This is a genomic window from Rhizobium sp. BK512 (assembly GCF_014194915.1).
In the GTDB taxonomy this organism is placed as follows: domain Bacteria; phylum Pseudomonadota; class Alphaproteobacteria; order Rhizobiales; family Rhizobiaceae; genus Rhizobium.
On the sequence record NZ_JACIAS010000001.1, the window covers coordinates 28,195 to 50,984 of the forward strand.

The 22,790-nt window shown below is 60.7% G+C and carries 28 protein-coding genes; 16 read left to right on the forward strand and 12 right to left on the reverse strand.

The window, feature by feature from the left end; translation table 11 throughout:
- Positions 1–30: 30 nt before the first annotated feature.
- The gene (locus tag FHX06_RS00175) at positions 31–990 is read right to left on the reverse strand and encodes an AraC family transcriptional regulator (RefSeq protein WP_183877615.1); all 960 of its coding nucleotides are present in this window, start codon (positions 988–990) and stop codon (positions 31–33) included.
- A gap of 103 nt (positions 991–1,093) precedes the next feature.
- On the opposite strand from FHX06_RS00175, the gene FHX06_RS00180 reads away from it, so the two are divergent.
- The 3 genes from FHX06_RS00180 to FHX06_RS00190 are packed head-to-tail and all read left to right on the forward strand — an operon-like array spanning position 1,094 to position 3,633.
- Positions 1,094–1,564 (forward strand): nuclear transport factor 2 family protein, encoded by a 471-nt coding sequence (locus FHX06_RS00180; protein ID WP_183877616.1) that lies wholly within the window; start codon positions 1,094–1,096, stop codon positions 1,562–1,564.
- The gene (locus FHX06_RS00185; RefSeq protein ID WP_183877617.1) at positions 1,561–2,652 is read left to right on the forward strand and encodes a Gfo/Idh/MocA family protein; all 1,092 of its coding nucleotides are present in this window, start codon (positions 1,561–1,563) and stop codon (positions 2,650–2,652) included. Before FHX06_RS00180 ends, FHX06_RS00185 begins: the two co-directional genes overlap by 4 nt.
- Positions 2,653–2,664: 12 nt before the next feature.
- The gene (locus FHX06_RS00190) at positions 2,665–3,633 is read left to right on the forward strand and encodes a quinone oxidoreductase family protein (RefSeq protein ID WP_183846505.1); all 969 of its coding nucleotides are present in this window, start codon (positions 2,665–2,667) and stop codon (positions 3,631–3,633) included.
- 37 nt (positions 3,634–3,670) lie between these two features.
- On the opposite strand, the gene FHX06_RS00195 is transcribed toward FHX06_RS00190, so the two are convergent.
- Positions 3,671–4,090, reverse strand: a complete 420-nt coding sequence (locus FHX06_RS00195) for a nuclear transport factor 2 family protein (RefSeq protein ID WP_183877618.1) — start codon at positions 4,088–4,090, stop codon at positions 3,671–3,673.
- 198 nt (positions 4,091–4,288) lie between these two features.
- Here FHX06_RS00195 and FHX06_RS35985 point away from each other — a divergent pair, with 198 nt between their 5' ends.
- Positions 4,289–4,420 carry a hypothetical protein gene (locus FHX06_RS35985; RefSeq protein WP_281413313.1) on the forward strand — a complete coding sequence of 44 codons (132 nt, stop codon included), beginning with the start codon at positions 4,289–4,291 and terminating at the stop codon, positions 4,418–4,420.
- Positions 4,421–4,439: 19 nt separating this feature from the next.
- On the opposite strand, the gene FHX06_RS00200 is transcribed toward FHX06_RS35985, so the two are convergent.
- The gene (locus tag FHX06_RS00200) at positions 4,440–5,120 is read right to left on the reverse strand and encodes an RNA polymerase sigma factor (protein WP_113212827.1); all 681 of its coding nucleotides are present in this window, start codon (positions 5,118–5,120) and stop codon (positions 4,440–4,442) included.
- A 148-nt stretch (positions 5,121–5,268) separates the two neighbouring features.
- Between FHX06_RS00200 and FHX06_RS00205 the strand changes: the two genes are divergently transcribed.
- The 10 genes from FHX06_RS00205 to FHX06_RS00250 all read left to right on the forward strand — a co-directional run bounded on the left by FHX06_RS00205 (position 5,269) and on the right by FHX06_RS00250 (position 13,066).
- Positions 5,269–5,790: a DUF4142 domain-containing protein gene (locus tag FHX06_RS00205; protein ID WP_029616571.1), complete on the forward strand. Its 522-nt coding sequence runs from the start codon at positions 5,269–5,271 to the stop codon at positions 5,788–5,790.
- The gene (locus tag FHX06_RS00210) at positions 5,787–6,125 is read left to right on the forward strand and encodes a cupredoxin domain-containing protein (RefSeq protein WP_246715451.1); all 339 of its coding nucleotides are present in this window, start codon (positions 5,787–5,789) and stop codon (positions 6,123–6,125) included. The genes FHX06_RS00205 and FHX06_RS00210 overlap by 4 nt, the downstream gene beginning before the upstream one ends.
- 335 nt (positions 6,126–6,460) lie before the next feature.
- A complete protein-coding gene (locus FHX06_RS00215) occupies positions 6,461–6,700 on the forward strand; it encodes a hypothetical protein (RefSeq protein WP_018115852.1) in 240 nt (79 codons plus the stop codon).
- A 13-nt stretch (positions 6,701–6,713) separates the two neighbouring features.
- Complete coding sequence (locus FHX06_RS00220; RefSeq protein WP_183846511.1) at positions 6,714–8,399, forward strand: portal protein; 1,686 nt, start codon at positions 6,714–6,716, stop codon at positions 8,397–8,399.
- On the forward strand, positions 8,399–8,752 hold the full coding sequence (locus tag FHX06_RS00225; protein ID WP_183877619.1) for a hypothetical protein: 354 nt from the start codon (positions 8,399–8,401) through the stop codon (positions 8,750–8,752). The genes FHX06_RS00220 and FHX06_RS00225 overlap by 1 nt, the downstream gene beginning before the upstream one ends.
- Positions 8,736–9,434 carry a hypothetical protein gene (locus FHX06_RS00230; protein WP_183877620.1) on the forward strand — a complete coding sequence of 233 codons (699 nt, stop codon included), beginning with the start codon at positions 8,736–8,738 and terminating at the stop codon, positions 9,432–9,434. The genes FHX06_RS00225 and FHX06_RS00230 overlap by 17 nt, the downstream gene beginning before the upstream one ends.
- A 6-nt stretch (positions 9,435–9,440) precedes the next feature.
- Complete coding sequence (locus tag FHX06_RS00235; protein WP_018115848.1) at positions 9,441–10,475, forward strand: major capsid protein; 1,035 nt, start codon at positions 9,441–9,443, stop codon at positions 10,473–10,475.
- Positions 10,476–10,540: 65 nt separating this feature from the next.
- A complete protein-coding gene (locus FHX06_RS00240; protein ID WP_113115976.1) occupies positions 10,541–10,951 on the forward strand; it encodes a Bbp16 family capsid cement protein in 411 nt (136 codons plus the stop codon).
- Entirely contained in the window at positions 10,944–11,249 is a 306-nt protein-coding gene (locus FHX06_RS00245; RefSeq protein WP_113115975.1) for a hypothetical protein, read from the forward strand. Before FHX06_RS00240 ends, FHX06_RS00245 begins: the two co-directional genes overlap by 8 nt.
- A gap of 170 nt (positions 11,250–11,419) precedes the next feature.
- Positions 11,420–13,066 (forward strand): SGNH/GDSL hydrolase family protein, encoded by a 1,647-nt coding sequence (locus tag FHX06_RS00250; protein ID WP_183877621.1) that lies wholly within the window; start codon positions 11,420–11,422, stop codon positions 13,064–13,066.
- Between the two features lie 478 nt (positions 13,067–13,544).
- Here FHX06_RS00250 and FHX06_RS00255 read toward each other — a convergent pair whose 3' ends face one another.
- Positions 13,545–13,898 carry a transposase gene (locus FHX06_RS00255; protein ID WP_246715478.1) on the reverse strand — a complete coding sequence of 118 codons (354 nt, stop codon included), beginning with the start codon at positions 13,896–13,898 and terminating at the stop codon, positions 13,545–13,547.
- Positions 13,895–14,053 (reverse strand): transposase, encoded by a 159-nt coding sequence (locus FHX06_RS35505; RefSeq protein ID WP_246715452.1) that lies wholly within the window; start codon positions 14,051–14,053, stop codon positions 13,895–13,897. The genes FHX06_RS00255 and FHX06_RS35505 overlap by 4 nt, the downstream gene beginning before the upstream one ends.
- A gap of 104 nt (positions 14,054–14,157) precedes the next feature.
- Here FHX06_RS35505 and FHX06_RS00260 point away from each other — a divergent pair, with 104 nt between their 5' ends.
- Positions 14,158–14,604: a hypothetical protein gene (locus FHX06_RS00260; protein WP_112543190.1), complete on the forward strand. Its 447-nt coding sequence runs from the start codon at positions 14,158–14,160 to the stop codon at positions 14,602–14,604.
- A gap of 132 nt (positions 14,605–14,736) precedes the next feature.
- Positions 14,737–15,072, forward strand: coding sequence for a hypothetical protein (locus FHX06_RS00265; RefSeq protein ID WP_183877622.1), 336 nt, complete (start codon positions 14,737–14,739; stop codon positions 15,070–15,072).
- A gap of 242 nt (positions 15,073–15,314) precedes the next feature.
- Here FHX06_RS00265 and FHX06_RS00270 read toward each other — a convergent pair whose 3' ends face one another.
- From FHX06_RS00270 to FHX06_RS00300, 7 genes are all read right to left on the reverse strand, one after another.
- On the reverse strand, positions 15,315–15,665 hold the full coding sequence (locus FHX06_RS00270; RefSeq protein WP_183877623.1) for a hypothetical protein: 351 nt from the start codon (positions 15,663–15,665) through the stop codon (positions 15,315–15,317).
- 852 nt (positions 15,666–16,517) lie between these two features.
- Positions 16,518–16,994 (reverse strand): hypothetical protein, encoded by a 477-nt coding sequence (locus FHX06_RS00275; protein WP_183877624.1) that lies wholly within the window; start codon positions 16,992–16,994, stop codon positions 16,518–16,520.
- A gap of 221 nt (positions 16,995–17,215) precedes the next feature.
- Positions 17,216–17,437: a hypothetical protein gene (locus tag FHX06_RS00280; protein WP_112543187.1), complete on the reverse strand. Its 222-nt coding sequence runs from the start codon at positions 17,435–17,437 to the stop codon at positions 17,216–17,218.
- 207 nt (positions 17,438–17,644) lie between these two features.
- The gene (locus FHX06_RS00285; RefSeq protein ID WP_018115841.1) at positions 17,645–17,908 is read right to left on the reverse strand and encodes a DUF982 domain-containing protein; all 264 of its coding nucleotides are present in this window, start codon (positions 17,906–17,908) and stop codon (positions 17,645–17,647) included.
- A 151-nt stretch (positions 17,909–18,059) separates the two neighbouring features.
- Entirely contained in the window at positions 18,060–19,532 is a 1,473-nt protein-coding gene (locus tag FHX06_RS00290) for a calcium-binding protein (RefSeq protein ID WP_246715453.1), read from the reverse strand.
- 372 nt (positions 19,533–19,904) lie between these two features.
- The gene (locus FHX06_RS00295) at positions 19,905–21,371 is read right to left on the reverse strand and encodes a calcium-binding protein (protein WP_246715454.1); all 1,467 of its coding nucleotides are present in this window, start codon (positions 21,369–21,371) and stop codon (positions 19,905–19,907) included.
- 461 nt (positions 21,372–21,832) lie between these two features.
- Entirely contained in the window at positions 21,833–22,555 is a 723-nt protein-coding gene (locus FHX06_RS00300) for a GDSL-type esterase/lipase family protein (RefSeq protein ID WP_183877627.1), read from the reverse strand.
- Positions 22,556–22,790 lie beyond the last annotated feature (235 nt).

The following is a 22,790-nucleotide window of genomic DNA, read 5'->3' on the forward strand; positions in this document are numbered from 1 at the left end:
GTGAACTCCTTTGATCCGGAACGCCGCGGATCAAAGAAAGTTCGGCGGGCTCCGCTCTGCCATGTGGCTTGCCGCCGGCAATCCGCCGTCGCGGCGGAAAGCCCCCGGCGTCGCTCCGGTTTCCCGCTTGAAGACGCGGTTGAAGGCGGCGATCGATTCATATCCGACGGCGCGGGCGATTTCGGTAAGCGGCAGCTGCTGATCCTGGATGAGGCGGCTTGCGCGATAGATCCGCCATCCCGTGAGATAATCGAGCGGGCTCTGGCCGACCACCGCCTTGAACCGCGCGGCAAAGGCCGAGCGCGACATGCCCGAGAGGCGGGCGAGCGTTTCCACCGTCCAGTGCTTTTCCGGCTCGCCATGCATGGCGTGGATCGCCCGCTCCAGATTGGCGTCACCGATGGCCGCAAGCCAGCTGCGCGTCGGTCCGCCAGGCATGGCCGAATAGGCGCGCACCGCATGGACGAAGAGCAGCTCGAACAGCCGGGCGATGACGGCATCCGAGCCGAGGCCCGGCGCTTCCGTCTCGGCCGCCAGAAGCTCCAGCACCGACTGGAAGGCCAGGCTGCGGTTCTGGTCGAGCTTCAGGTGCAGAAGCGGTGGCAGCACTTTCGTGAGCGGGCGCGCCTCCAGCCTGTCCATCTGGAACATGCCGCTGACGAAGGTGGTGACGGCCCCGCCGCCACCGACCTCGATCCGGTTTCCGACCCTGAGCCTCTCCACCTCGACGCAGGGCATCGGCAGGGAATCCTCATGGTCGTACATGCGGTAGGGCTCCTCATCCAGCATGATGAAGACATCGCCGCTGCGCAGTGCGATCGGCTCCGGATGGCTGTCCGTCGTCAGGATGCCGGAGCCGCGCACGACGAGCACGAACTTCACCACCGGCTCTCCCGAAGAGGCCCAGGCCCAGGGCGCGCTCGCCTCCAGCCGGGTGAAGGTTGCCTGGCGGATGCTGAAATCCCCCAGGATTTCCGTCAGTGGGTCCATTTTCATCCTCCACTTTGGACGAACGAGCAATAATCGTGGACGTTCGAAGCTCATACGTCCTCACGTCCGCACCCTATATGGACGGAAACAAGGACGGAGAGCAATGACAAATCCAGTTTCCACTGAACAGACAGATCCGATCGGCGAGGTCAGGCGGGCCAAGGCGCGCTATTGCCGCTTCATCGACACCAGGCAATGGGACGATTTCGCCGCCCTGTTGCTGCCCGATGTCGGCATCCGCATGGTCGACCCCGATGGCGGCCTGATCGCCGCCTTCGACGACAGGGATGCCTTCATGGCGGTGACGACGGCCTTCCTGCAGGGCGCGCGCTCCAGCCATCACATCCACAATGAGGAGATCGACCTGATCTCCGACAGCGAGATATCGGCGGTCTGGGCGATGGAAGACATCGTCGTCAACGCCGCACCCGCCCCCGGCCAGCCGGCGCGCATGCACGGCTACGGTCACTACCACGAGACATGGAAGCGGACGCCGCAGGGCTGGCGCATCGCGCGGCTTGAGCTGAAGCGCACCATCCTCGAATTCAACGACAACCAGGAAACACAGCCATGAGCAAGACACCGATCCGCGTCGGCATTATCGGCGTTCACCCAGACAAGGGCTGGGCGACCATCGCCCATATTCCCGCACTCGCGCAGCTGCCCGAATTCCGCCTGACCGCAATCAGCCACAACAGGCCCGAGGTCGCCAAGGCCGCCGCCGAGAAATACGGCGTTCCCCATGCGCTCGGCTCCGCCGATGAACTGATCGGCCATCCCGAGGTCGATCTCGTCGTCATCAGCGTGAAGGTGACGCATCACCGCGAGCTGGTGGAAAAGGCCGTTGCCGCCGGCAAGGCGGTGTTTTCCGAATGGCCGCTCGGCATGAACCTTGCCGATGCCACGGCCATGCGCGATCTCGCCCGCGACAAGGGTGTGGCCACCAGCATCGGCCTGCAGACGCGCGCCGTCCCGGCCTTTGCCTATATCAAGGATCTCATCGCCGAAGGTTATCTCGGCGAAGTGCTCTCGGCCACCATGGTCGGCTCCGGCATCACCTTCGGCGAAAGCATGAGCGAGACCTTCGCCTATACGCTCGATCCATCCAGGGGCGTCGGCATGCAGAATGTCGTCTTCGCCCATTCGATCGACGGGCTGACCGATATGCTCGCAAGCCGCTTCGAAACGGTGACCGGCAATCTCGCAACGCGGCGCAAGACCACCCGCATCGAGGAAACCGGCGAGATCCTGCCGATGACCGTTCCCGATCAGCTCGTTGTCAGCGGCACGCTGGAAAACGGCACCGTCGTCGCCGCGCATTTCCGCGGCGGCCTGTCGCGCGGCACGAATTTCCGCATCGAGATCAACGGCACGAAGGGCGACCTGATCCTGACGAGCCCGGTCGGCTATGTCGGCATCGGCGGCTTCACGCTGATGGGTGCGACGGGCGAGGAAACCCTGCACGAGCTGGAGATCCCTGCCCGCTACGGCGCCGACCGTTTTTCCGAGGGTCCGTCGCAGAGTGTGGCGACCGCCTATCTCAGGCTCGCCGCCGATATCGTTGACGGCACGCATACCAGCCCCGATTTCGACGATGCCGTGGCGCTGCACCGGCTGATCAATGCGATCGAGACAAGCGGCGGCAAGCCGCGCAAGCTTTGAAGGAGAGAGAAGATGAAAGCTGTCATCATGAGCGGCCCCGGCGGTCCTGACGTACTGCAACTGACCGAGCAGCCGGAGCCGGTCGCCGGCCCCGGCCAGGTTCTTGTGGAGATTGCCGCAGCCGGCGTCAATTTCATGGATATCGGCGCGCGCCGCGGCGGGCTCTGGAAGGAGATGCCGAACCCCAAGATCATGGGCGTCGAAGGCGCCGGCCGGGTGCTGGCCCTGGGTGAAGGCGTGACGGAGTTTCGGCCGGGCCAGCGCGTCGCCTGGGTCTATGCGCCCGGAAGCTATGCCGAGCGCATCGCAATTCCCGCGGGCTCGCTGGTGCCGGTGCCCGACGATATCGACGACAGGACGGCCGCCGGCGTGATGATGCAGGGCCTGACCGCCAGCCATTTCGCGACGGATTTCTACCCGGTCCAGCCAGGTGACACGGCCCTCGTCCATGCAGCCGCCGGCGGTCTCGGCCTGTTGCTGACGCAGATTATCAAGTCGCGCGGTGGCCGGGTGATCGGCCGCGTCTCCAGCCCGGAAAAGGCGGCCATCGCCAGGCAAGCAGGCGCCGACCACGTCATCGTCGATCCCGCCGGCACCTTCGCCGACGAAGTGCTGAAGCTCACCGGCGGCGAAGGCGTAGACGTCGTCTATGACGGATCGGGACCGGAAACCTTCGCCGGCTCGCTCGCCTCGCTGCGCCGCTCCGGCACCTTCTGCTGGTTCGGTCCCGTTCTCGGCGGCCCCGGCCCGCTCGACATCATGAGCCTGCCGAAAAGCATCAAGATCGGCTATGCCGTCTTCGCCGACCATATCCACACGCCCGAACTGCTTCGCCGGCATACGGCCCAGCTCTTCGAGTGGATCTCGCGAGGTGAGATGACAGTGCATATCGATGCTGCGTACCCGCTGGCCGAAGCGGCAGGCGCGCATGCCGCGATGGAAAGCCGCGCCACGAAGGGCAAGCTGCTGCTGATACCGTGATGGACCTGTGGCGGGCGGACCGAAAAGGACGCGCCCGTCACGCCGTCGCCGAACCGCGCGCCCCGACAGGATTGCGCCGGAAGAGTTCGCCGACCAGCCAGCTGTCGAGATAGGCGCGCACTTCCACGATCGTTTCACCCTGGAAGCGGCAGAGCCAGCAATAGCGGTTGTCGAAGCGCATGCCGTCGCGGGCTGTCGCCATGGAGCGGAGCTCGACGATCGCCCAGTCACCGTCGATGAGGATGTTTTGCGTGGAGAGCCGGGTGCCCTCGGGCAGCACCTTGTGCAGCTTCTCGAAAGTGGCGGCGAAGAATGCCTGCTTGGAGCGGTAATGGCCGGCAAGCGGATGCGTGCCCATGACCGTCCAGTCCACACCGTCGGCGACATGGGCGAAAAAGCCCGCGCCATCGCCTTGTTCGAGATGCGAAAAGAGTGCCGCGACATGCTCTTTGTTCATGGCACTTCCCCCTGAGCGGCCGGAATGAACAATGACCTGATGAGAACTGATCGAACCCGATGGAACGGGAATGATGCAGCCATCGATAGCATGAGTTAGGAAGTGCTGAAATAGCGCGCACCTGCCGCCAGGCGGGAACGAACGTCGTTCGGGCAAGTTATCCGGGCAACAATCACCTGATCGGATCGCCCGATGCGAATGCTGATGATGTTAATCCTGGCGCTGATGATCGCATCCGTCGTCGGCATACTGGCGGTGCAGATGTTTGGCGCCGGCAGCGCCAAGGGCGACAAACCGCCGGCGGTCATCCAGCAGCCGGAGCCGAAATAGCGCCCTCACCTTCCGGCCCTTACTTGGGCTCCAGCCGCGCCATCACCCGCTCCGTCAGCCGGTCGCATTTCCAGCCGGCGAAGGGAAAGGCATCCATTGCCACCGGCCCGATCAAAGCGTCCAGCTGGCGGCGCAGCAGGGCGCGGGCGCGATGCAGGCGGCTGCGCACGGTTTCGGGCTTGAGCGACAGCATTTCGGCGGTTTCCTCGACGCTCATTTCCTCGATCACCCTGAGGATGAAGACGAGCCGGTATTCTTCCGGCAGGCTGTCGGTGGCCTCTTCCACGAGTTTCAGGATCTGTCGCTGCGCCATGGTGATCTCGGGATTGTCGATGGGCGAACCGGTGGGAAAATCGACGACGCGGCTTTGCATCGCCGCCGTATCGACGGAGACTTCCGGCATGCGGCGTTCCCTGCGAAGGCGGCCGAGCGCCTCGTTCATGACGATGCGCGTCAGCCAGGTGGAAAAGGCGCTGGCGCCCTGGAAATCGGCCAGGTGCCGGAATGCCTTGAGATAGGCATCCTGCAGCGCGTCTTCCGCCATCGCATCGTCGCGCAGGATGCCGCGGGCAACGCGGAAGAGCCGCCGGTTATAGCGCCGCATGATGGCGCGGAAACCCCTGATATCGTTCGCCAGCGCCAGCGCCACCAGCTCGGGGTCGCTTCTATCCGCCAGCGATATCTCTGCCTGGAACGTCATGGCTCATCCTTTTTCCGCATTGGATGCCGGGGCAAGCCAAAGGTTCCCGGCATCGCGAAAAAATCTTTCGGGAACGCCAGCCCGATACCGGCATCCAATCCTGCGTAGGAAACATCGACCGGCACCTATCAGCCGGATGGAGGACCAGATGCACAAACACCTTATCGCCGCCCTCGCCGCCATGGCGCTCTCCGCGCCCGCAGCCCTTGCCGCCGGGCCAGCCCCCACCGATCCGCAGATCGCCCATATCGCCTACACGGCCGGCGTCATCGACATCGAGGCGGCCAAGCAGGCGGTCGAGAAATCGAAAGACAAGGAGGTCGTCGCCTTCGCCAAGGACATGATCCGCGACCACGAGGCCGTCAACAAGCAGGCGCTCGATCTCGTCAAGAAGCTGAAGGTGACGCCCGAGGACAATGATACCAGCAAATCGCTGAGTGCCGATGCGAAAAAGGAGCGGGAGAAACTCTCCAAACTGAAGGGCGCCGCCTTTGACAAGGCCTATGTCGACAATGAGGTCGCCTATCACAAGGCGGTCAACAACGCCCTGAAGACGACGCTGATCCCGGCCGCGCAGAACCCGGACCTGAAGAGCCTGCTCGAAACCGGCCTGAAGCTCTTCGAAGGCCATGAGCAGCATGCCGAGCATGTTGCCTCGATGCTGAAATGAAGGTCACGAGTTTCATGACCGCCATGGCGATCCTGCCTGGACTTTGCCTTGTGGCCGGCCTTTCCCTTCTTGGGACGGCCGCAAGCGCTGCCACGATCGAGGTGACCATCGAAAAGCTGGCGTTTGGGCCGGCGGTGGTAAAGGCGCATCCGGGCGATACGATCCTCTGGCACAACAAGGATGTGATGGATCACACCGCGACCTCGAAAGGCAATTTCGATGTGGTGATCCCGGCGGGCAAATCGGGGTCCCTAGTGGTGAAGGGGGACGGAGCGTTCGACTATCTCTGCCGGTATCATCCGAACATGAAGGGACGGATCGAGGTGGGGCGGTAGGGGCAGCCTTGGGCGCTTGCCAGGAATTTTTGGCCGTCAGCCCGGTCGTTTGTAAGGAAACCCCTCCCCAACCCCTCCCCACAAGGGGGAGGGACTAACCCGGCGGCACTTCCAAAACGCCTGACATGGGGAGAACGGCTGCGGCAGCTTAAGCCCCTCCCCTTTGTGGGGAGGGGTTTGGGGCGGGGTCTTCGTCACGAGCTCTAAGCAAACTGTTTCCCCCCATGTCACCCCCACAACCATTCATCCCCCACCCTCCTGCCATCAAGCCAAATCGGCCGGATGGTGGATGATCATCCGTTCCGGCCGCACCGCCACCAGGATCGGAAGACCCCATGTGCATGTTCTCCTCGCCGCCGAAAGCCGAGCCGCCGCAGGCGCCGCCCGAATACGCCCAGCAGAAGACGCCTGATTATGCGGCTGCCCAGTCCGCTGCCGCGCGCCGCGCTTCCGACAAGGTGAAGGGCGCGCCCTCCACCATTCTCACCTCGCCTTCGGGCGCGCCGCCGCTTGCCGATACGCAGTCACCCCTGCTCTCGGGCAACAGCCTCAAGAAGACGCTGCTCGGGCAGTAAGGCGGAGAGATCAATGGAAAATCCTCGTCGCGACAACGAGACACAGATTGCCTATCACCGCCGCCGGCTGAATGAGCTGAAGGAGGTTCGCCAGCCCTGGGAGGCCGAATGGCGGGCGCTCGCCGAGCATATCGAGCCGACGCGCCTCAGGCTGCATTCCGGCCGCGAAGGCCCGCGCTCGCGCGACAAGATCGTCGACAGCACCGGCACCCATGCCTACGAGACGCTGAAATCGGGCATGCATTCGGGCCTGACCTCGCCCGCCCGCCCCTGGTTTCGCCTCACCACATTCGATCCCGATCTGAAGAAGCTCGACGCCGTCAAAGTCTATCTCGCCGCCGTGCAGGACAAGATGCGCGAGGTCTTTGCCGCCTCCAATCTCTACCGCGCCTTCCATATCGGCTATGGCGATCTCGGCCAGTTCGGCCAGTCGGTGGCGATCCTCGTGGAAGACGAAGAGACCGTCATCCGCGTGCAGCAGCTGGTGCATGGCCGCTTCTGGATCGCCCGCGATCACAAGGGCAAGGCGACCACGCTCTACCGGACCTTCCGCTGGTCGGTGCAGCGCATCATCGAGCGCTTCGGCTACGACAATGTGCCGGAGCGGGTAAAGAGCCTCTATGACAGCTCCAGATATGGCGAATGTTTCGATGTCTACCACGCCATCGAGCCGCGCCACGACCGCGACCCCAAACTGATCGACAAGCGCAACAAGCCGTACCTGTCCAATTACTGGATCGACGAGATCGGTTCGGAACTGCTGGAGGAAAGCGGCTTCGACAGCAACCCCATCATCGCGCCGGCCTGGGAATTGTCCGAGGACGATCACTATGCGCTCTCGCCCGGCCAGAAGGCGCTCGGCGATATCAGGATGCTGCAGCTGGAGCAGATGCGAAAGCTCGAAGGCATCGACAAGAAAGTGCGCCCGCCGATGAACGCGCCGACCTCGATGCAGAACAGCCCGGCCTCGCTGCTGCCGGGTGCGGTGAACTATGTGGATGACCCCACCGGCAAGGGCTTCCGGCCCGCGATGGAGGTGAACCTCAGCCTGATGGAGCTGCGCGAAGACATCCAGGAAGTGCAGAACCGCATCGAGAAGACCTTCTTTGCCGATCTCTTCTTCGCCATCACCAATATGGAAGGCGTGCAGCCGCGCAACCAGTTCGAGCTGACCCAGCGCAAGGAAGAGCAGCTGCTGCAGCTTGGCCCCGTGCTCGAAAACGTCTTCGGCGACCAGCTGGGACCGACCATCGACCGCACCTTCGATATTCTTGCCGCCCGCGACGAGCTGCCACCGCCCCCGCCGGAGCTGCAGGGCACGGAGCTGAAGGTCGAATATATTTCCACGCTGGCGCAGGCGCAGCAGGCGGTGGCGACAGGAGCGATCGAACGCGGCGTCGCCTTCATGGGCCAGGTCTCGGCGGTGAAGCCCGAAGCGCTCGACAAGCTCGATGTCGACGAGGCGATCGATCTCTATTTCGATGCGATCGGCGCGCCGCCCTCGATGATCCTTGCCGATGACAAGGTGGAGGCGATCCGCGCGCAGCGGGCACAGCAGATGCAGGCGGCGCAGACCGCACAGATGGCCTCGCAGGTGGCGCCCGCGCTGAACCAGGGCGCCAAGGCGGCGCAGGTGCTGGCCGATGCCAATGACAACCCGAATGGCGCGGCCCTGCTGCGCCAGCTGGGTCTCGCCTGATGGAGCAGTTTAAGGATCAACCATCCATCCCCCAAAACCTGGGACGAGACGAAATCACCGCGGCCTTCCGCGATGTCTTCGCCAGCGCATCCGGAAAGCGCGTGCTCTTCTGGATGCTGGAACAATGCGCGATCTACCAGGAGGCCTATGCCGGCGAACTCGTCAACGCCACGCACTACACGCTCGGCAAGCAGGGCGTCGGTCGCCGGCTGATCGCCGAGCTCGACCGCATCGACCCGACGCTCTATCCGCGCCTGCTTCTGGCGATCGCGGATCTCAAGGCAAACGACAAGGCAGCGGCGGCAAGCCGCGCCGCAAGCGAGGAAGGCGAAGAACATGACGTTGATGCTTAGGATCGGCAGGCCGGAAATGGCGATGAGTGCCGAAGGCCCAAATAGCGGCGGCAATGGCAGCGGCGGCGGCGAAGATGTTGCACCCGAGAGCGTTCTCTTCCCCGAGGATGCGCCATCACCGGATGGTGATAGGGACAGCAATGGTACGACCGAAAACCGGAACGACACCACCGATCAGACCGGCGACGACCCTGCCGACCGCGTGCCTGACGATGGCCGCTATGCCCTGACCATGCCCGAGGGCATCGAGGTGGATCAGGAACTGATCGACGCGCTCGGCCCCGATTTTCACACTCTCGGCCTGACGAACCGGCAGGCACAGCAGCTCGCCGATCGCTTCATCGAGATCCAGGGCCGGCGCGGCAAGGCGGCGGGTGAAGCCTGGGCCGGCCGCGTGCAGGGCTGGGCCGACGAAGCCCGCAAGGACCGCGAGATCGGCGGCGCGAAATGGACGGGCACCGTGGGCTCGGCGCAACGCGCGCTTTCCCGCCTCGGCACCCCGGCGTTGCGCGAATATCTCAATTCCAGCGGCGGCGGCAACCACCCCGAGATGATCAGAATTTTCGCAAAGGTCGGATCGATGATCCAGGAGGACAACCCACCGAATGGCGGCGCGGGCGGAAACGGCAGGAAAGCCGAAACCGCGCACCTGATGTTTCCCAAAGACGCACCGAAGGGCTGATAAGACATGGCCACCATTGGCAGCTACTACCCCAACCTCGTTGACGCATTCAAAGGCTCTGCCGAAGGCGCCGTCATCGAGCTTCTCTCCCAGCAGAACCCGATCCTCGACGACGCGATGGCCGTCGAATGCAACATGGATGCCGTGCACCGCCATATGGTGCGCACCGGCCTGCCCTCGGTCTCCTGGGGCCGGCTCTACCAGGGCATCAAGCAGTCCAAGGCGACAATGCAGCAGGTGGACGACACGACCGGCTTCGTGCATGCCCGCTCGGAAATCGACATGCGCCTGCTCGATCTCGCACCCGACAAGGCCAAGGCCCGCCTCGTCGACACCATGCCCTTCATCGAGTCCCTGAGCCAGGAAATGGCCTCCGGCCTCTTCTACCACGACACGGCGACGACGCCGGAGAAGTTCAAGGGCCTGTCCGCCCGCTACTCCGCCTATAATCCAAACCTGCCGAATGTCGCCCAGCCGAACATCGCCAACCAGGTGGTCAATGGCGGCGGCACCGGGGCCGACAATACCTCGATCTGGTTCGTCACCTGGGGCGACCATGCCACCCACCTGCTCTACCCGAAGGGCACCAAGGCGGGCGTCAAGATCGACGACAAGGGCGAGCAGCGCGTGCTCGATGCCAATGGCGACCCCTACTATGCCAAGGAAACGCTCTATACCTGGCATATCGGCGCTGCCGTGAAGGACTGGCGCTACAATGCCCGCGTCGCCAATATCGACGTATCCGACATGATGGCCGGCACGGTCGATCTCTGGTCGCTCCTGCGCAAGGGCTACTACCGCCTGCAGTCGCGCCGCCTGAACGCCAAGGCGAGCCGCATCGCCATCTACATGAACAAGGATGTGCTCGAAGTGCTCGACGTGCAGTCCTCGGACCGCGCGCTGACCTCCGACCGGCAGAACACCGTTCACCTGACCACGCAGTTCGTCGAAGGCCAGGAAGTGAAGTTCTATCGCGGCATCCCGATCCGCGAGACGGACGCCATCCTCAACACCGAAGCCGCCGTTCCGGCGCTCGCCTGATCGTCTCTCGCAAGCCTGCCGTGACGAGCGGCAGGCAACCCTCTTTTTCGTGAAAGGCACTTCTCATGATTTTCGACCGGCAGACGTTGCTTTCGGACGCGCAGGTAATCACCGCAACCGGCCCCAGCACCAATGTTATCAATCTCGGCCCGATCAAGGCCGGCCTCACCCGCGATATTGGCAAGGGCGAACCGATCCCCTTCCTCATGCAGGTGGTGGAAGGCTTCAACAACTTGACGTCGCTCGCCGTCACCATCCAGACCGACGATAACGAGGCCTTCGCCTCGCCAAAGGCCGTCATCACAACGACCCTCAACCTCGCCGATCTCAAGGCCGGCAAGATCATCCCGCCGAGCCATATCCCGCGCGGCACCGATGAGCTCTACCTGCGCCTGCTCTACACAGTGACCGGTACTGCGCCGACCACGGGCAAGATCACCGCCGGCTTCACGGCTGGGGTTCCCTCGCATGGTTGATGTCGTCGCCACCGAGCGCGGCTATTTCGGCAGCATCCGGCGCGAACCCGGCGAGCGTTTCAGCTTGCCGGACGCGCTCTGGAAGGACGAAAAACGCCGCCCGACATGGGTGCGGCTCGCCCGATCCGGCGACAAGGCCGGCGGCAAGGCGGAAGCGGAACCGGCAGGTAAAAAGCCGGTCGCCAGGCCCGCCGCACCTCCCGAGCCTGATGGCAACGGCGTGCAGGAAGCGCTTGGCGGGCCCGCCCCGGACTGGGTGCCGCCGGAAATCCGGAACTCCTCCCAGCCTGGCGACTGACACCCGCTCGACAGGCCACCTCTGGAGCGCCGTGCGTTCATGCTCACGCAGGAAACACGGCTCCAGCTTTCTATTTGACGCATCCGGCTTCCCAAAATCGCATCCGGTTTTCGGGCCGATGCTGCAGCGGCTTTGGCCGCTCTTTTTCTGTTGAGCGAGGAACAGTGCCGATGGCGAAACTCTACAATATGCAGCGCGTCCAGGGCGTCGTCATCGTCGCCGACGGCACGCAGATGTTCAACAACCGTCCTGTCATCGGCATCCGCGATGTGGGCGATAGCATCCTCTTTGCCGACAACAAGCTCGTTCTCGGTGTCGAGATCATCAGCGATGGCGCGACCATCCATAACGACCTGCCCGTGCTCGGCGCCGTCATGATATCGGATGGGCGCAGCCTCTACGGCAATGCGCCGGTCATTCCCGTGAAGGGCGCAAATATCGCCGTACCGCTGCCGGCCCTGCCGCTCGCAGCCGGCGCCAAGGTCATGGGCCTCGGCCACAGCTTCATCGGCCTCGGCGCTGCGCAGACCTATACTGCCGGGCAGACGGCAACGAACGGCCATACCGGCTTCTACGAGAATGGCCGAACCGTCCTCTCCTGGATCAAGGCAGCCGATGGCCGGTTCAACCTCGACATGTTCGCAGAGCTCGCCCACCCCTTCTTCGCGCCGAGTTCCTTTGCCGCCTTCTCGGGCGCCATGGGCGGAAAATCGGGCGATTGCCTCTTCCCCGTTCCCGGCCTCGAAGCACAGTTTCCCGGCACGCTGGCGCGCACCGCCTATGCTCTCGGCCAGAAGCCCGACATCGTCTATATCGATATCGGCTATAACGATATCGTCCGAAACCGGACGCTTGCGCAGATCGTTGCGGACCTCGACACCCAGGTGCAGCGCATCGTCGATGCCGGCATTTACGTGATCCTGCAGACGCTGAGCTGGACCAGCACGCTCGACGATCAGCCCGGCACCGACGATCCCGCCTGGCCCGGCATTCTCGACGGCATCAACGCGTGGATCGTAGCGCAGTCGGGCCGAGAAGGCGTCATGCTCTGCAACACGCTTGCGCTCGACGGTCCGGCTTCGGGCATCTCGCCGGCCATGTTCGTCGACGGCCTTCACCCCAAGCCCGACCTGATGGCAAAACGATCGGACATTCTCCTGCCGATCCTTCAGGGCATGGTCTCGGCCGGCGAAACGCGCTCGCTCGACCCGCTCGCCGCCTATAACATCTTCCCGCCGAAGGGCACGCCCGGCACCACAGGCGCCAAGACCAACGTCACCGGCGATGTCGCCACCGGCATGCGCCTGGTGCGCGGCACCGGCACCTCGACCTATGTCGGCAGCAAGGAAGTGCTGGCGACAGGAAACGAGAAGCAGGTCATTACGATCACGCCTGTCAATGACGCGGCTGCCGTTCATACCGTGACCTATGGCCTTCCTGCCAATCTCAGCCTCGCCACGCTCGGTCTCGTCGCCGGAGATTGGCTGGAGATCCAGATCCCGGTCGAGCTCAACGACTGGGCCGGCTGGGACTACCTCGACAGCTCCATCCGCGGCCCGGTCCAGATCGGCAACACGGTGACCGTCACCGGCGGCGGCTGGACGACGGGCAACTACATCGGCGGGCGTGGACGTTCCCTCATCTGCGGCTCGAAACTCTTGCTGCCGACGGGGCTGACGATGACGAACATCCGGCTCGATAACCTGCTGATCTTGAGGCACTTGTGCAATACGGGCGGAACAGGTGTTGCCAAGATCGGGGCGCCGGTCATTCGCAAGATTGGCAGTCCGAGGACGGCTTGGGAATTGGCGGCATAAGCTCATCATTAAGAGCTCGAAAAATGCTCTGGGGAGTCAATCCTCGCGGCGCAGATTTGGAGAGTAGACGTACGACCCCGGCGGATACTGTTCAGCGAACTCCCTCGACGTCAATTGATGTGTAAAGCTGTGCGTTTTATACTAGCCGGCAAGCAGCTTAGCGCCCATGCTGTGCGACAGGAGAAACTTGTGTCAAGGCGAGCAGCTCTGCAGGGCAAATGCAAAGGTCTGATTGAAAACCTTTGGCCCCGGTTAGTGATCGCCGGCGCCCTCGTATTTTGTCCTGTGCCGCTAAGCATCCCGCTTCTGTGGCTGTATGAAGGGGAACTGCATACTAAGACTTCCGTCATCAAGGCTGCGGAACAACCGTTGCTTTTTTATCTTACTATTATGATCGCCGTTTGCAGCGGCTTCGCGTGGACATGTCTCTGCGTGGAGACCGCAATAAAACGCGTTAGATTGCAATCGAGACGCTAAACTAGGTCGTGTTGACAAAGTAAGGCAGCCATATCTTTGCCGCCGCTATCGTCAGGAATGCGGCGAATGACGTTTTGGTCTTGTCGTAGAGGGTTGCGATCCGGCGGAACTGTTTCATCCGATTGAACATCCGTTCGATGCGATTACGGTCCTTGTAAGCATGATAGTCGCAACCAGGAGGGTTCTTGCGCCCTGCGCGAGGTGGAATAACCGGTCGTATGCCGTGAATTAGAAGCTCTTGACGGATGCTGTCGGCATCATATCCCCTGTCCGCGAGGAGACGACGAGGCCTGTTCACTGGCATTGCGAGAAGATCGGCAACTGCGAGATAGTCGGAAGTTTCGCCGCCCGTCAGGACAAAGCCAAGAGGGCGCCCACCCGAAGCACATGCAACATCCCATTCATGAACTGGCGACTATCATGGGAGGGGCGGGACTTACGTCCACGCTCTGCAGGAAGAAGCGGCTTGACGATCTGCCATTCCGCGTCGCTCAGGTCTCCACGTGCCATCACTGCCTCCTAAACGGCAGCGTTGAATCATAATTTGAGTGCCGTAGGAATCCATGCAATCTGATGACACACGCTAGAGCCTGCACCACAATCCTGGAAATACGATGGATCACCAAGTTCTCGAAGAAATCGCCAAGACGCTGAACGCAGATGCCTGCAACTATGAGGTTTTCTTGCGATACTTTGAAGTGCCTTTGCTGAAGCCAGCCCGCAAAGACATCATCATCAAAACAGTCTTGGGGGCAGATGCAACACTCGGCGGTATCCAAGAGGTCGAAAAAGCATCCGTTTGGCCCAATCTGAAAGATGCGCTGCTCTACGTGGGCGATAATGGCGCTGGTCCAGCGGCTGCTACAATGCAATCCGAAAGGTTGCTCGCCTTAATGGGGGTTCTCGAAGACGAGGTTCGCAATCTTGTAGATGCTGCAAGCACCACTGAATCATTTTGGTTGCAGGGCGGACACCCCGCATACCCTGTTTTTTGGGACTTCGCCTACCTTATCTCCGGGAAGGCGGGCGCAAGCATTCTCATAGGGTCAAGCTCCGACTAGGTAAGACTTTGTCAACACGACCTAAGGCGAACCTACTCCAGCGCTTTTCGTCAGTAGTCGCCAGCGGCGATCTGTAGATCCACCGCCCGATCATCGATTGACAGTAGAACGTGAAGACCTCTAGCTAGCCCCATGATGAATGCACGTTCAAAAATCCGCCAAATGCCAATCGACCAGCTGTGGGATGACGACGGCTTCTTTGGCACGAAGCTCCGAGATTTAACGCTCGAAGAAGTGGATTTGATCGTTAAGACCGGGCCGGTCCGCTGTGTCGAAGCCAGTCTCGGGTCACCGTTAAACTGGATTTCCAACGAGGATTTCAAAGCGTTTTGGCGGTTCGCGCGCCCCAGTATCGCTAAGGAGGACAGGATTTTTCTTGATGAGTATTCGGGAGGCTTCGCTTACGGGGCATCTGAATGGCTAGGAAGATCTGGCGAGAGCATCGTCCTTCTCGAAAAGTTCCACTGATATGAAGCCGTGCCTCACCGGGCACTCTTGGCTCACCGTCAGCCGCCGGCAACGCCCCGCAATCTAGCCGCTGTGAAATTCGAGACCGGTCATTGCTCTTGCAATTGGATACTTTCTTCGGCTGGCATATTCAGGTCTGCGTCGTGGCGCCTCGTAATAGTCGAACATTCTCGACATGCTCGCAGCCTCGTTGCCTGGCGGCTCGCAGCACCGCTGAAATCAGCTGACCGATCCCGGCACTCCTACCGACATCTGCCGGCCAGAGCCTTCCTGCCGAAGAGCCTTGCGATGGAAGCGACGCCCGCATGCCAGGCAACGGATGCGGCAGAAGCTCGGCGAACGACGGGCTGCGGGCCGGCCTTCGGGCGGGAGCGAGGTGTCGGTTGGCTCTCATCTTTCATGGACCCAGCCCCGCCTTCCCGCATGTCTGCGCGTCCGGGCGAAATCGCTTCCTTGACGATCCTGCCCTCTGAAAGCTCGCGCTTGGTCACAACAGCGGCCTGTATCAGCTCGTCGATGTCGTGAACTTGCGGCTCTTCTTCAAAAAGCCGCTCGAGCTCTGCTGCTTCCTCAAATAACTGCTCGATGCTCATTCCATCTCACTCCGGAAACTTCAACCGTGAGGCAGCGGTATCAGGCTGCAAATTTCACGTAAATCGCGCAATGCATCGCGCTCGGGAGAAAGTCTGATCAAGGTCAACCGGTAAGGTTAAATACCTGCCGCCCCACCCTTTTTTGCCTGTCTGGGGGTCAATGCCCGCCGCAGATCGTCGGCGGGCGGCGCCATCCGCGCCTCAACGAAGCCCGCCAAGGGGTGTTTGGCGGGCATCTCAGGAGAAGGATTTGAAAAGGGCGCTTCCGGTCAGGGAGAGACACCCTTTTCGTACTGACTCTGGAGGCATCAGTGGAGGAACAATTAATGCGCCGATCGCCATCTTCAATCGGACTAAAGTCCCACATGCCACCATCATCTTGGGCGAGGATCAGCGTAACCGGTGTGCCGGTCACACATTGACCGAAATCCATGACCGACGCGCAGGCCATGCGTTATTTGCGGATTTCATCCATCCTGACTGCCGAGTGCTCGGTTGTGTCAAGCGCTACATGGGGACGCCACCATAACCGTAGCGGAATTGCATTTCTTCGCTCTTCATTCGCTTTTCGATCAGCATCAAAAATCCCGCCGCGCTGGCGGTAGGCAAATGTCTGAGCCTGAGTCCGAGCCGAATGTTGCCCCGGATCGTGCCCGGATGCCTGAACCGGAACGCCTCACTTCCCGCAACGCCTATGCAGGCGTCCATCTTTCGATCGGCCGTCCACGGCAATCTATCGTTGACGATCATCCGAACGTGATTGTTCGAATAGGCACTTCCAAAACGAGATCGGCAATGCCCTCAAGGGTAGCGTGATCGACGTCTGACATAGTGGGATCGCATTGCTGCGCGTTAAATGCCGCTGATCAGCAAATAAGGATGGTCTTGGATCACCGACCGCACCCTTTCTTCGAACCGGTCAAGGAAGGTCAGCAGGGCTTTCCGATGGAATTTATGTTTACGCGGCATCAATCCCGCATATAGAGCGTACCTGCCGACTATCGCACTGAAGGGCACATTCCCCCTCACGTCGCGACGGAGTTCGTCAAGTCGAGCGAGAATGTCTAGCCAAGTATCTCGCCCTATCCATGTGATGCCCCAGTGACGAAAGGCTTTCGACCAATCAGGGAAGGAACGGGCTACCAAGCCTTCGATGAGCAAGAAAGCTTCTTCTCGTATGTTGAATTCGGCCGGGTTTAAGCGATCATGGCTGAATTGACCGAGAAAATCGTGCGCGCAAGGAATGAAATCAAAGGTGAGCCCGCCTCGCGGCCCATCTACAAAGCTATAGTCAATTGACATAAGAAAAGCGGGCACCGCGTGCCGCATCTGTGGCGATCACCCGCAATAACAGCAAGGGTGTCCGGTATCAACTCTTGCATCAAGCCTGCAGCAAGTGGCCGACGCCTACCTTTAGCCGCCGCCGAAGCGGGCAAGCTTCCGTGAGGAACGGTGGAACCGCACGGCCGAAGCGATTGAAGGGTCAAGGAGACGCGCATCGGCCGCGCGATCCACCCGCTATAGACTGCAAAGGTGCCGGAAAGTTCCCGTCAGCCCTTGCCTCTGGCAGCAAATACCAGCGCTTTCAGCTGATCGAAATTATGGACGCCCTGACGGTACAGTTCGATCGTGATCGCGGCGATGCGCACCGTCTCCTCGTCATCCTTGTCAAGCTGGAATTCCGCCTTCACGGCATCCAGTACGCGCTGGCAAATGGCGAGGTCTTCCGATGTCATCGGTTGATCGCGCCCGCTTACGTGACGTTCAATCATTCGATCCCTCCACTATGGAAATCGGGATTCGAGATAATTTGTGATCGCGGATTTTCAAGCGGGTTTCGCCGGAATATGTAGGGCAGGCAGAGACCCGACCCCTCGTGCTGACCGGGCCTCCCCCATACCACCTCATAAGGCTGAGCATGGCGGCGGGTCCCTACCCCCTTCACCGCTATCAGTCAATCGCCGGCGCGTTCCCTCTGGTCAGTGAAGAACGGTAAGGGCCGTAACGCCCGCTTCGTCCGCGGCCCGGATGATGGCGCCCCTGAGCTGGTCAGGATCAGCCCTGCCGGTCATCACGTCCAGGCAGGCCTTCACGGCCGCCAGGAACTCCTCCCCGTCATCGGACGGCCATTCCCTCATCAGCGCGTTGGCGGCTTCCCCGACCGTTCGGACAATCAAACGCCTGTTTCCATCCTTGAAGACAAGGATGACAGGATCGAACGATGCAGAAGTGTCCCATTTCATTACGCTTGGTTCCCGACCAACTAACATATCGGTAACCTTGCAAAACTCGTGCCGCTGCACGCGGTGGTTTGGCGACTGCCCTCGACCGCCCGTCGCGCAACGAAAAACGGCCGGCAAAAACCGGCCGTTTCAGATGCGGTAACTTCGTTTCTCAGACCAGGAGCGAGCTGTTGATCAGGATATCGCTATGGTCGAAGAAGGTCTTGTTGACGCCGACGAAGGCGATGTCCTGGGCGGCATCCTTTCCGGCGCCGTCGTGATCGTAAGAAAGCACGCCGGTGGCGGCATTATAGGTGAGCACCGCATGATCGCCGCTGACCTTCGGACCGTTCTTGACGAGCACGAGGAAGGCATCGTCATCGACAACGCCGTTATTGTCCTTGTCGAGGCCGGTGAAGACGGAGCCGAGCGAGATCTTGTCGTCGGCATCGAAATCCCAGATCGAATCCTTGTTGGCAGCGCCCATTTCGTTGAAATGGAACGTATCGGCGCCACCCTTGCCGTAAAGGCTGTCATTGCCGGCGCCGCCGGCGATGATGTTGGCGGAGGCGCTGCCGGTGATCATGTTGGCAAGGCCGTTGCCGATGCCGTTGATGGCAGTGCCGGACAGCCGGAGGTTTTCGACATAGGCGTTGTCGTTGAGATTGACGCTGACCGAGGCCCAGATCGTATCCGTGCCGCCGCCCGCTGCTTCGTTGAGGACGCGATCGCCGGCATTGTCGAAGACATAACCGTCGTCGCCTGCCGAACCATAGATCCTGTCCGCACCGGCGCCGGCATCGATCCAGTCCTTGCCCGATGTGCCGTAGAACGTGTCGCTGCCTGATGAACCAACGATCGTCACGCGCTCCACCGAGGTCAGCGAAACGGTCGAGTGGTAGCCGTCGGCGCCGAGGATGTCATAGATGACCATACTGCCGGTTGCAGTTGCGGTGATGTGCTGGGCGAGGGAGAAGTCGAGCGCGGCAGAGTCGTTGCCGTTCTGGCCGTCAAAATATGCCGATTGACCATGAACGAAGGCCATAGGGTCTTCTCCTCCCCCAAGGCCCTGCTTATACACCAGCACGTCATCGCCAGTACCGCCGGTGATGAAATTGCGGGAGTGATCGCTCGTGACGAGGAATGTGTCGTTGCCTTCTCTACCGTCAAGCGTGTTGTCGCCCGCGAAGCCGTTGAGGATGTTGTTACCATCGCTTCCGGAGATACGATTGTCGCGGTCGTTGCCGTAGCCTGAAGCATTGCCCTCGAGCAAATTGAGGTTCTCGATATTGGTACCGAGTGTGTAGGTTAGCAGCGTTGTGCTGACGGTATCGTAACCGCCTAAACCAAAGTCTATGCCAAGATCGATAACCTGATCGCCGACATCATCAACGACGTAGGTGTCGGCCTCGTTTCCGCCGATCATTATATCAGCGCCGGCCCCACCATTGATGAAGGCGTTAAGACCCTCATAGACCTTGATGTAGTCATTGCCGGCACCAGTGAGGATGTTCGCGAAATTTGCCCAGGTCACTTCGATATGATTATCGCCGTTCCCTCCATAAATGCTGAGGTGGTCGGCAATCACGTCATGGGTATTGAGCGGCGCATCAGATAGCTGGCCGTTAAAGAAGGCCTGATTCATTGTGTTGTCGCCGCTAAAATACGACGACCAAGGTCCCGTCCCAAGAGTAAGTCCAAGCGATGTATCAAAAGAACCAATCGCCAGCGAAGTATCGGCGGACCCGCCCGTAAATGTCGTGCCGTCGATAAATTGACCGAAGTATTCGTCGTCAGTCTGAGTAAGAATGATCGTTCCCATTAAATCCTCACAAGAAAATTGTGCGAAAAGGCGATTTCTTTTACGGTTTGCAACCACACGCCAAAATGCCATGTGGGAATTCTTAGCGGAGTGACTTGAGACATCTCGGCACAAGGCAGATCGCGGCTGACGCCTGCCCATCACTCAGAAACGGCCGGCGAAAGCCGGCCGTCTCCAATGCGCTAATTGCGTTCCTCAGACCAGCAGCGAGCTGTTGATCAGGATGTCGCTATGGTCGAAGAAGGTCTTGTTGACACCGACGAAGGCGATGTCCTGGGCGGCGTCCTTGCCGGCGCCGTCGTGATCGTAGGAGAGCACGCCGGTGGCGGCATTGTAGGTGAGCACCGCATGATCGCCGCTGACCTTCGGGCCGTTCTTGACGAGCACGAGGAAGGCGTCGTCATCGACTACGCCGTTATTGTCCTTGTCGAGGCCGGTGAAGACGGAGCCGAGCGAGATCTTGTCGTCGGCATCGAAATCCCAGATCGAATCCTTGTTGGCAGCACCCATTTCGTTGAAATGGAACGTATCGGCGCCGCCCTTGCCATAGAGGCTGTCATTGCCGGCGCCGCCGGCGATGAGATTGCTGCCGGAATTGCCGGTGATCATGTTGGCAAGGCCATTGCCGATGCCGTTAATCGCAGTGCCGGACAGCCGGAGGTTTTCGACATAGGCATTGTCGTTGAGATTGACGCTGACCGAGGCCCAGATCGTATCCGTGCCGCCGCCTGCTGCTTCATCGACGACGCGGTCGCCGGCATTGTCAAAGACATAGCCGTCGTCGCCAGCCGAGCCATGGACCGTGTCGGCACCGGCGCCGGCGTCGATCCAGTCATTGCCCGACGTGCCGTAGAACGTGTCGGCAGCGGCCGAACCGATGATGTTCACGCGCTCCACCGAGGTCAGCGAAACGGTCGAGTGGTAGCCGTCGGCGCCGATGATATCGTAGACGACCGCATTGCCGTCCACCGTTGCAGTAACGGACTGCGCAAGCGAGAAGTCGAGTGCAGCATTGTCGGTGCCGTCCTGACCATCAAAAATTGCCGACTGGCCATGGGGGAATGCAAAGGGATCTTCTCCGCCTCCCAGGCCCTGCTTATAGACCAGTGTATCGTCGCCCGTGCCGCCGAAGATCGAATTGCGCGAAAGGTCGCTTGTGACGAGGAATTTGTCGTTGCCTTCGCGACCGTCGAGATAGTTTGTCCCCGCGAAGCCATTGAGGATGTTGTTGCCGTCGCTGCCGAACATCCAATTATCGAGTTCATTGCCGTAGCCAGACGCATCACCTTTCAGAAGACGCAGGTCCTCGATGTCGGCCCCGAGAGTGTAGGTCGAGAGCGTTGTCGAAACGCTATCGCGCAAACCAAATTTGCCGCCAAGCTCGATGACTTGATCGCCGACATTATCGACCACATAGGTGTCGCTCTCCTCTCCTCCAATCATCGTATCGGCGCCGGTGCCGCCATTGAGGATGGCGCTTCCATATGAGCCACTGACCTTGATGTAATCGTCGCCCGTGCCCGTCTGGATGTCCGCAAACTGCGAAGCGGTCGCTTCAATGTGATCATCACCGTTGCTTCCATAGACGTTCAGGTTCCTGGCCGTCACGTTGGCAATCAGCGGTCCATCCGAGAGCCCACCGGAAAAGGAAGCTACATACATTGCAGAATCGCCGGAGAAATATTGAGTTGACGACGGCTCTGACCCAAGAGTAACGCCTAGGGACGTGTCGAAAGAACCGATCGACAGGAAGAATGTATCGGATGTTCCCCCAGTAAATGTTGTTCCGTTGATGAACTGGCCAGAATAAGTGCCATTGCTATCGGTAAGGACAAGCGTACCCATTAAAACCCCACAAAAAATCTGCGAACGCGGGATTTCTTCCACAGCCACAACCAGAAGTCAAAGTCTTAGTTAACGTATACTCAATACTGTCGCAACGCGGCAATATTTTAGTTCATATAAATGTATCGATAATATATGGCGCCACCTTACCCCTAAAAATGAAGGGCAACCCGCTTCCTGCGGTGGAGAAATACAGCAATATCGTACTCCGAACACTAAAATCGGATCGTCATTAACGCGGCTTCGCCTCAAGTCCGAGACAAGTCCTGCCGACCTGCCTACCGCAGCCCAGCCTCCTCAAGCGAAGACCTCAAGACAGTGTACCCATCCGGCGAAAGATGCAGTTTATCAACGGCATAATTCGCGCAGCCCTGCTTGGCGAAGCCGCATGTCAGCTCATCCTCGTCGATCTTGACGAGCGTCACGCCGGTCTTTCCAGCAAGGTCCCGTTCGATGTCCGCATTCACTTCCAGACGATCCCTGGCGCGGAAGGTGAAGCCCGATCCGCGCGGAAGGATGGGCACGACATAGATCGGGCTGTCGCTCCAGCGGCTTCTGAGCGCATCGACGACCGCCACGACACCCTGCGAAACTCCGCAGGGGGCAAAGGAGCCATCCCACAGGTTGTTGGTTCCGATGATGAGGACGATGTTCTTGGGCTGGATGGCGGGCGGCATCTCCTTCAGGCGCCAGAGGAGCTCCTGGATATGGTCGCCGAAGATACCGAAGTTTCCGACGCTTGCGGCCCCGAAATCCCGCTTGAGATTGGGACCCCAATTCTCCGCCAGCGAATCCCCGAAGAGCGCCACGTCGAGTGCGCCGGAGATTTTCTGCTGCTGGCGTGCCTTCATGACCCGGGCGGGAGACTGTTCGATGACAGGGGTTTGCGCGACGAGAGCCTGAACGGGATCGCAGGCCGGGGCGGCGTTCGCCTGGGATGCTGCGCAGAGCATTAGTCCGGCGATCGCCCAAGGGAGCCACCGCGTCAGAAAATCCGTCATGTCGAGCCTCGCTGCCGAAGCGTGTCGCGCTCAGTCACTGGGCCGCCACGCTTCAGGTTTCTGCTTTCCGCACGCCGTGACCGTGAACTGGCGGCACACGTCTGCGCGCCGCACTTTAACGTGCGGATCTTGCCGCGATTATGATGTAGCCGATAAATAAAGGCGCGGTCGCGATCTCCGTGATCCGCTTGCCGCGCTTTGGATCCTTGTTACACACGCTTCTGCGCAACATGCT

Bases quoted from the DNA above. Each gene is read 5' to 3' on its own strand.
- FHX06_RS00260 (WP_112543190.1), top strand. From the start codon at position 14,158: ATGGATCACCAAGTTCTCGAAGAAATCGCCAAGACGCTGAACGCAGAT.
- FHX06_RS00195 (WP_183877618.1), bottom strand. From the start codon at position 4,090: ATGAACAAAGAGCATGTCGCGGCACTCTTTTCGCATCTCGAACAAGGC.
- FHX06_RS00225 (WP_183877619.1), top strand. From the start codon at position 8,399: ATGGAGCAGTTTAAGGATCAACCATCCATCCCCCAAAACCTGGGACGA.
- FHX06_RS00230 (WP_183877620.1), top strand. From the start codon at position 8,736: ATGACGTTGATGCTTAGGATCGGCAGGCCGGAAATGGCGATGAGTGCC.
- FHX06_RS00215 (WP_018115852.1), top strand. From the start codon at position 6,461: ATGTGCATGTTCTCCTCGCCGCCGAAAGCCGAGCCGCCGCAGGCGCCG.
- FHX06_RS00235 (WP_018115848.1), top strand. From the start codon at position 9,441: ATGGCCACCATTGGCAGCTACTACCCCAACCTCGTTGACGCATTCAAA.
- FHX06_RS00210 (WP_246715451.1), top strand. From the start codon at position 5,787: ATGAAGGTCACGAGTTTCATGACCGCCATGGCGATCCTGCCTGGACTT.
- FHX06_RS00270 (WP_183877623.1), bottom strand. From the start codon at position 15,665: ATGAGCATCGAGCAGTTATTTGAGGAAGCAGCAGAGCTCGAGCGGCTT.
- FHX06_RS00185 (WP_183877617.1), top strand. From the start codon at position 1,561: ATGAGCAAGACACCGATCCGCGTCGGCATTATCGGCGTTCACCCAGAC.
- FHX06_RS00190 (WP_183846505.1), top strand. From the start codon at position 2,665: ATGAAAGCTGTCATCATGAGCGGCCCCGGCGGTCCTGACGTACTGCAA.
- FHX06_RS35505 (WP_246715452.1), bottom strand. From the start codon at position 14,053: ATGGCACGTGGAGACCTGAGCGACGCGGAATGGCAGATCGTCAAGCCG.
- FHX06_RS00280 (WP_112543187.1), bottom strand. From the start codon at position 17,437: ATGATTGAACGTCACGTAAGCGGGCGCGATCAACCGATGACATCGGAA.
- FHX06_RS00240 (WP_113115976.1), top strand. From the start codon at position 10,541: ATGATTTTCGACCGGCAGACGTTGCTTTCGGACGCGCAGGTAATCACC.
- FHX06_RS00180 (WP_183877616.1), top strand. From the start codon at position 1,094: ATGACAAATCCAGTTTCCACTGAACAGACAGATCCGATCGGCGAGGTC.
- FHX06_RS00245 (WP_113115975.1), top strand. From the start codon at position 10,944: ATGGTTGATGTCGTCGCCACCGAGCGCGGCTATTTCGGCAGCATCCGG.
- FHX06_RS00205 (WP_029616571.1), top strand. From the start codon at position 5,269: ATGCACAAACACCTTATCGCCGCCCTCGCCGCCATGGCGCTCTCCGCG.
- FHX06_RS00285 (WP_018115841.1), bottom strand. From the start codon at position 17,908: ATGAAATGGGACACTTCTGCATCGTTCGATCCTGTCATCCTTGTCTTC.
- FHX06_RS00275 (WP_183877624.1), bottom strand. From the start codon at position 16,994: ATGCGGCACGCGGTGCCCGCTTTTCTTATGTCAATTGACTATAGCTTT.
- FHX06_RS00290 (WP_246715453.1), bottom strand. From the start codon at position 19,532: ATGAATCAGGCCTTCTTTAACGGCCAGCTATCTGATGCGCCGCTCAAT.
- FHX06_RS00175 (WP_183877615.1), bottom strand. From the start codon at position 990: ATGGACCCACTGACGGAAATCCTGGGGGATTTCAGCATCCGCCAGGCA.
- FHX06_RS00200 (WP_113212827.1), bottom strand. From the start codon at position 5,120: ATGACGTTCCAGGCAGAGATATCGCTGGCGGATAGAAGCGACCCCGAG.
- FHX06_RS35985 (WP_281413313.1), top strand. From the start codon at position 4,289: ATGCTGATGATGTTAATCCTGGCGCTGATGATCGCATCCGTCGTCGGC.
- FHX06_RS00265 (WP_183877622.1), top strand. From the start codon at position 14,737: ATGATGAATGCACGTTCAAAAATCCGCCAAATGCCAATCGACCAGCTG.
- FHX06_RS00295 (WP_246715454.1), bottom strand. From the start codon at position 21,371: ATGTATGTAGCTTCCTTTTCCGGTGGGCTCTCGGATGGACCGCTGATT.
- FHX06_RS00250 (WP_183877621.1), top strand. From the start codon at position 11,420: ATGGCGAAACTCTACAATATGCAGCGCGTCCAGGGCGTCGTCATCGTC.
- FHX06_RS00300 (WP_183877627.1), bottom strand. From the start codon at position 22,555: ATGACGGATTTTCTGACGCGGTGGCTCCCTTGGGCGATCGCCGGACTA.
- FHX06_RS00220 (WP_183846511.1), top strand. From the start codon at position 6,714: ATGGAAAATCCTCGTCGCGACAACGAGACACAGATTGCCTATCACCGC.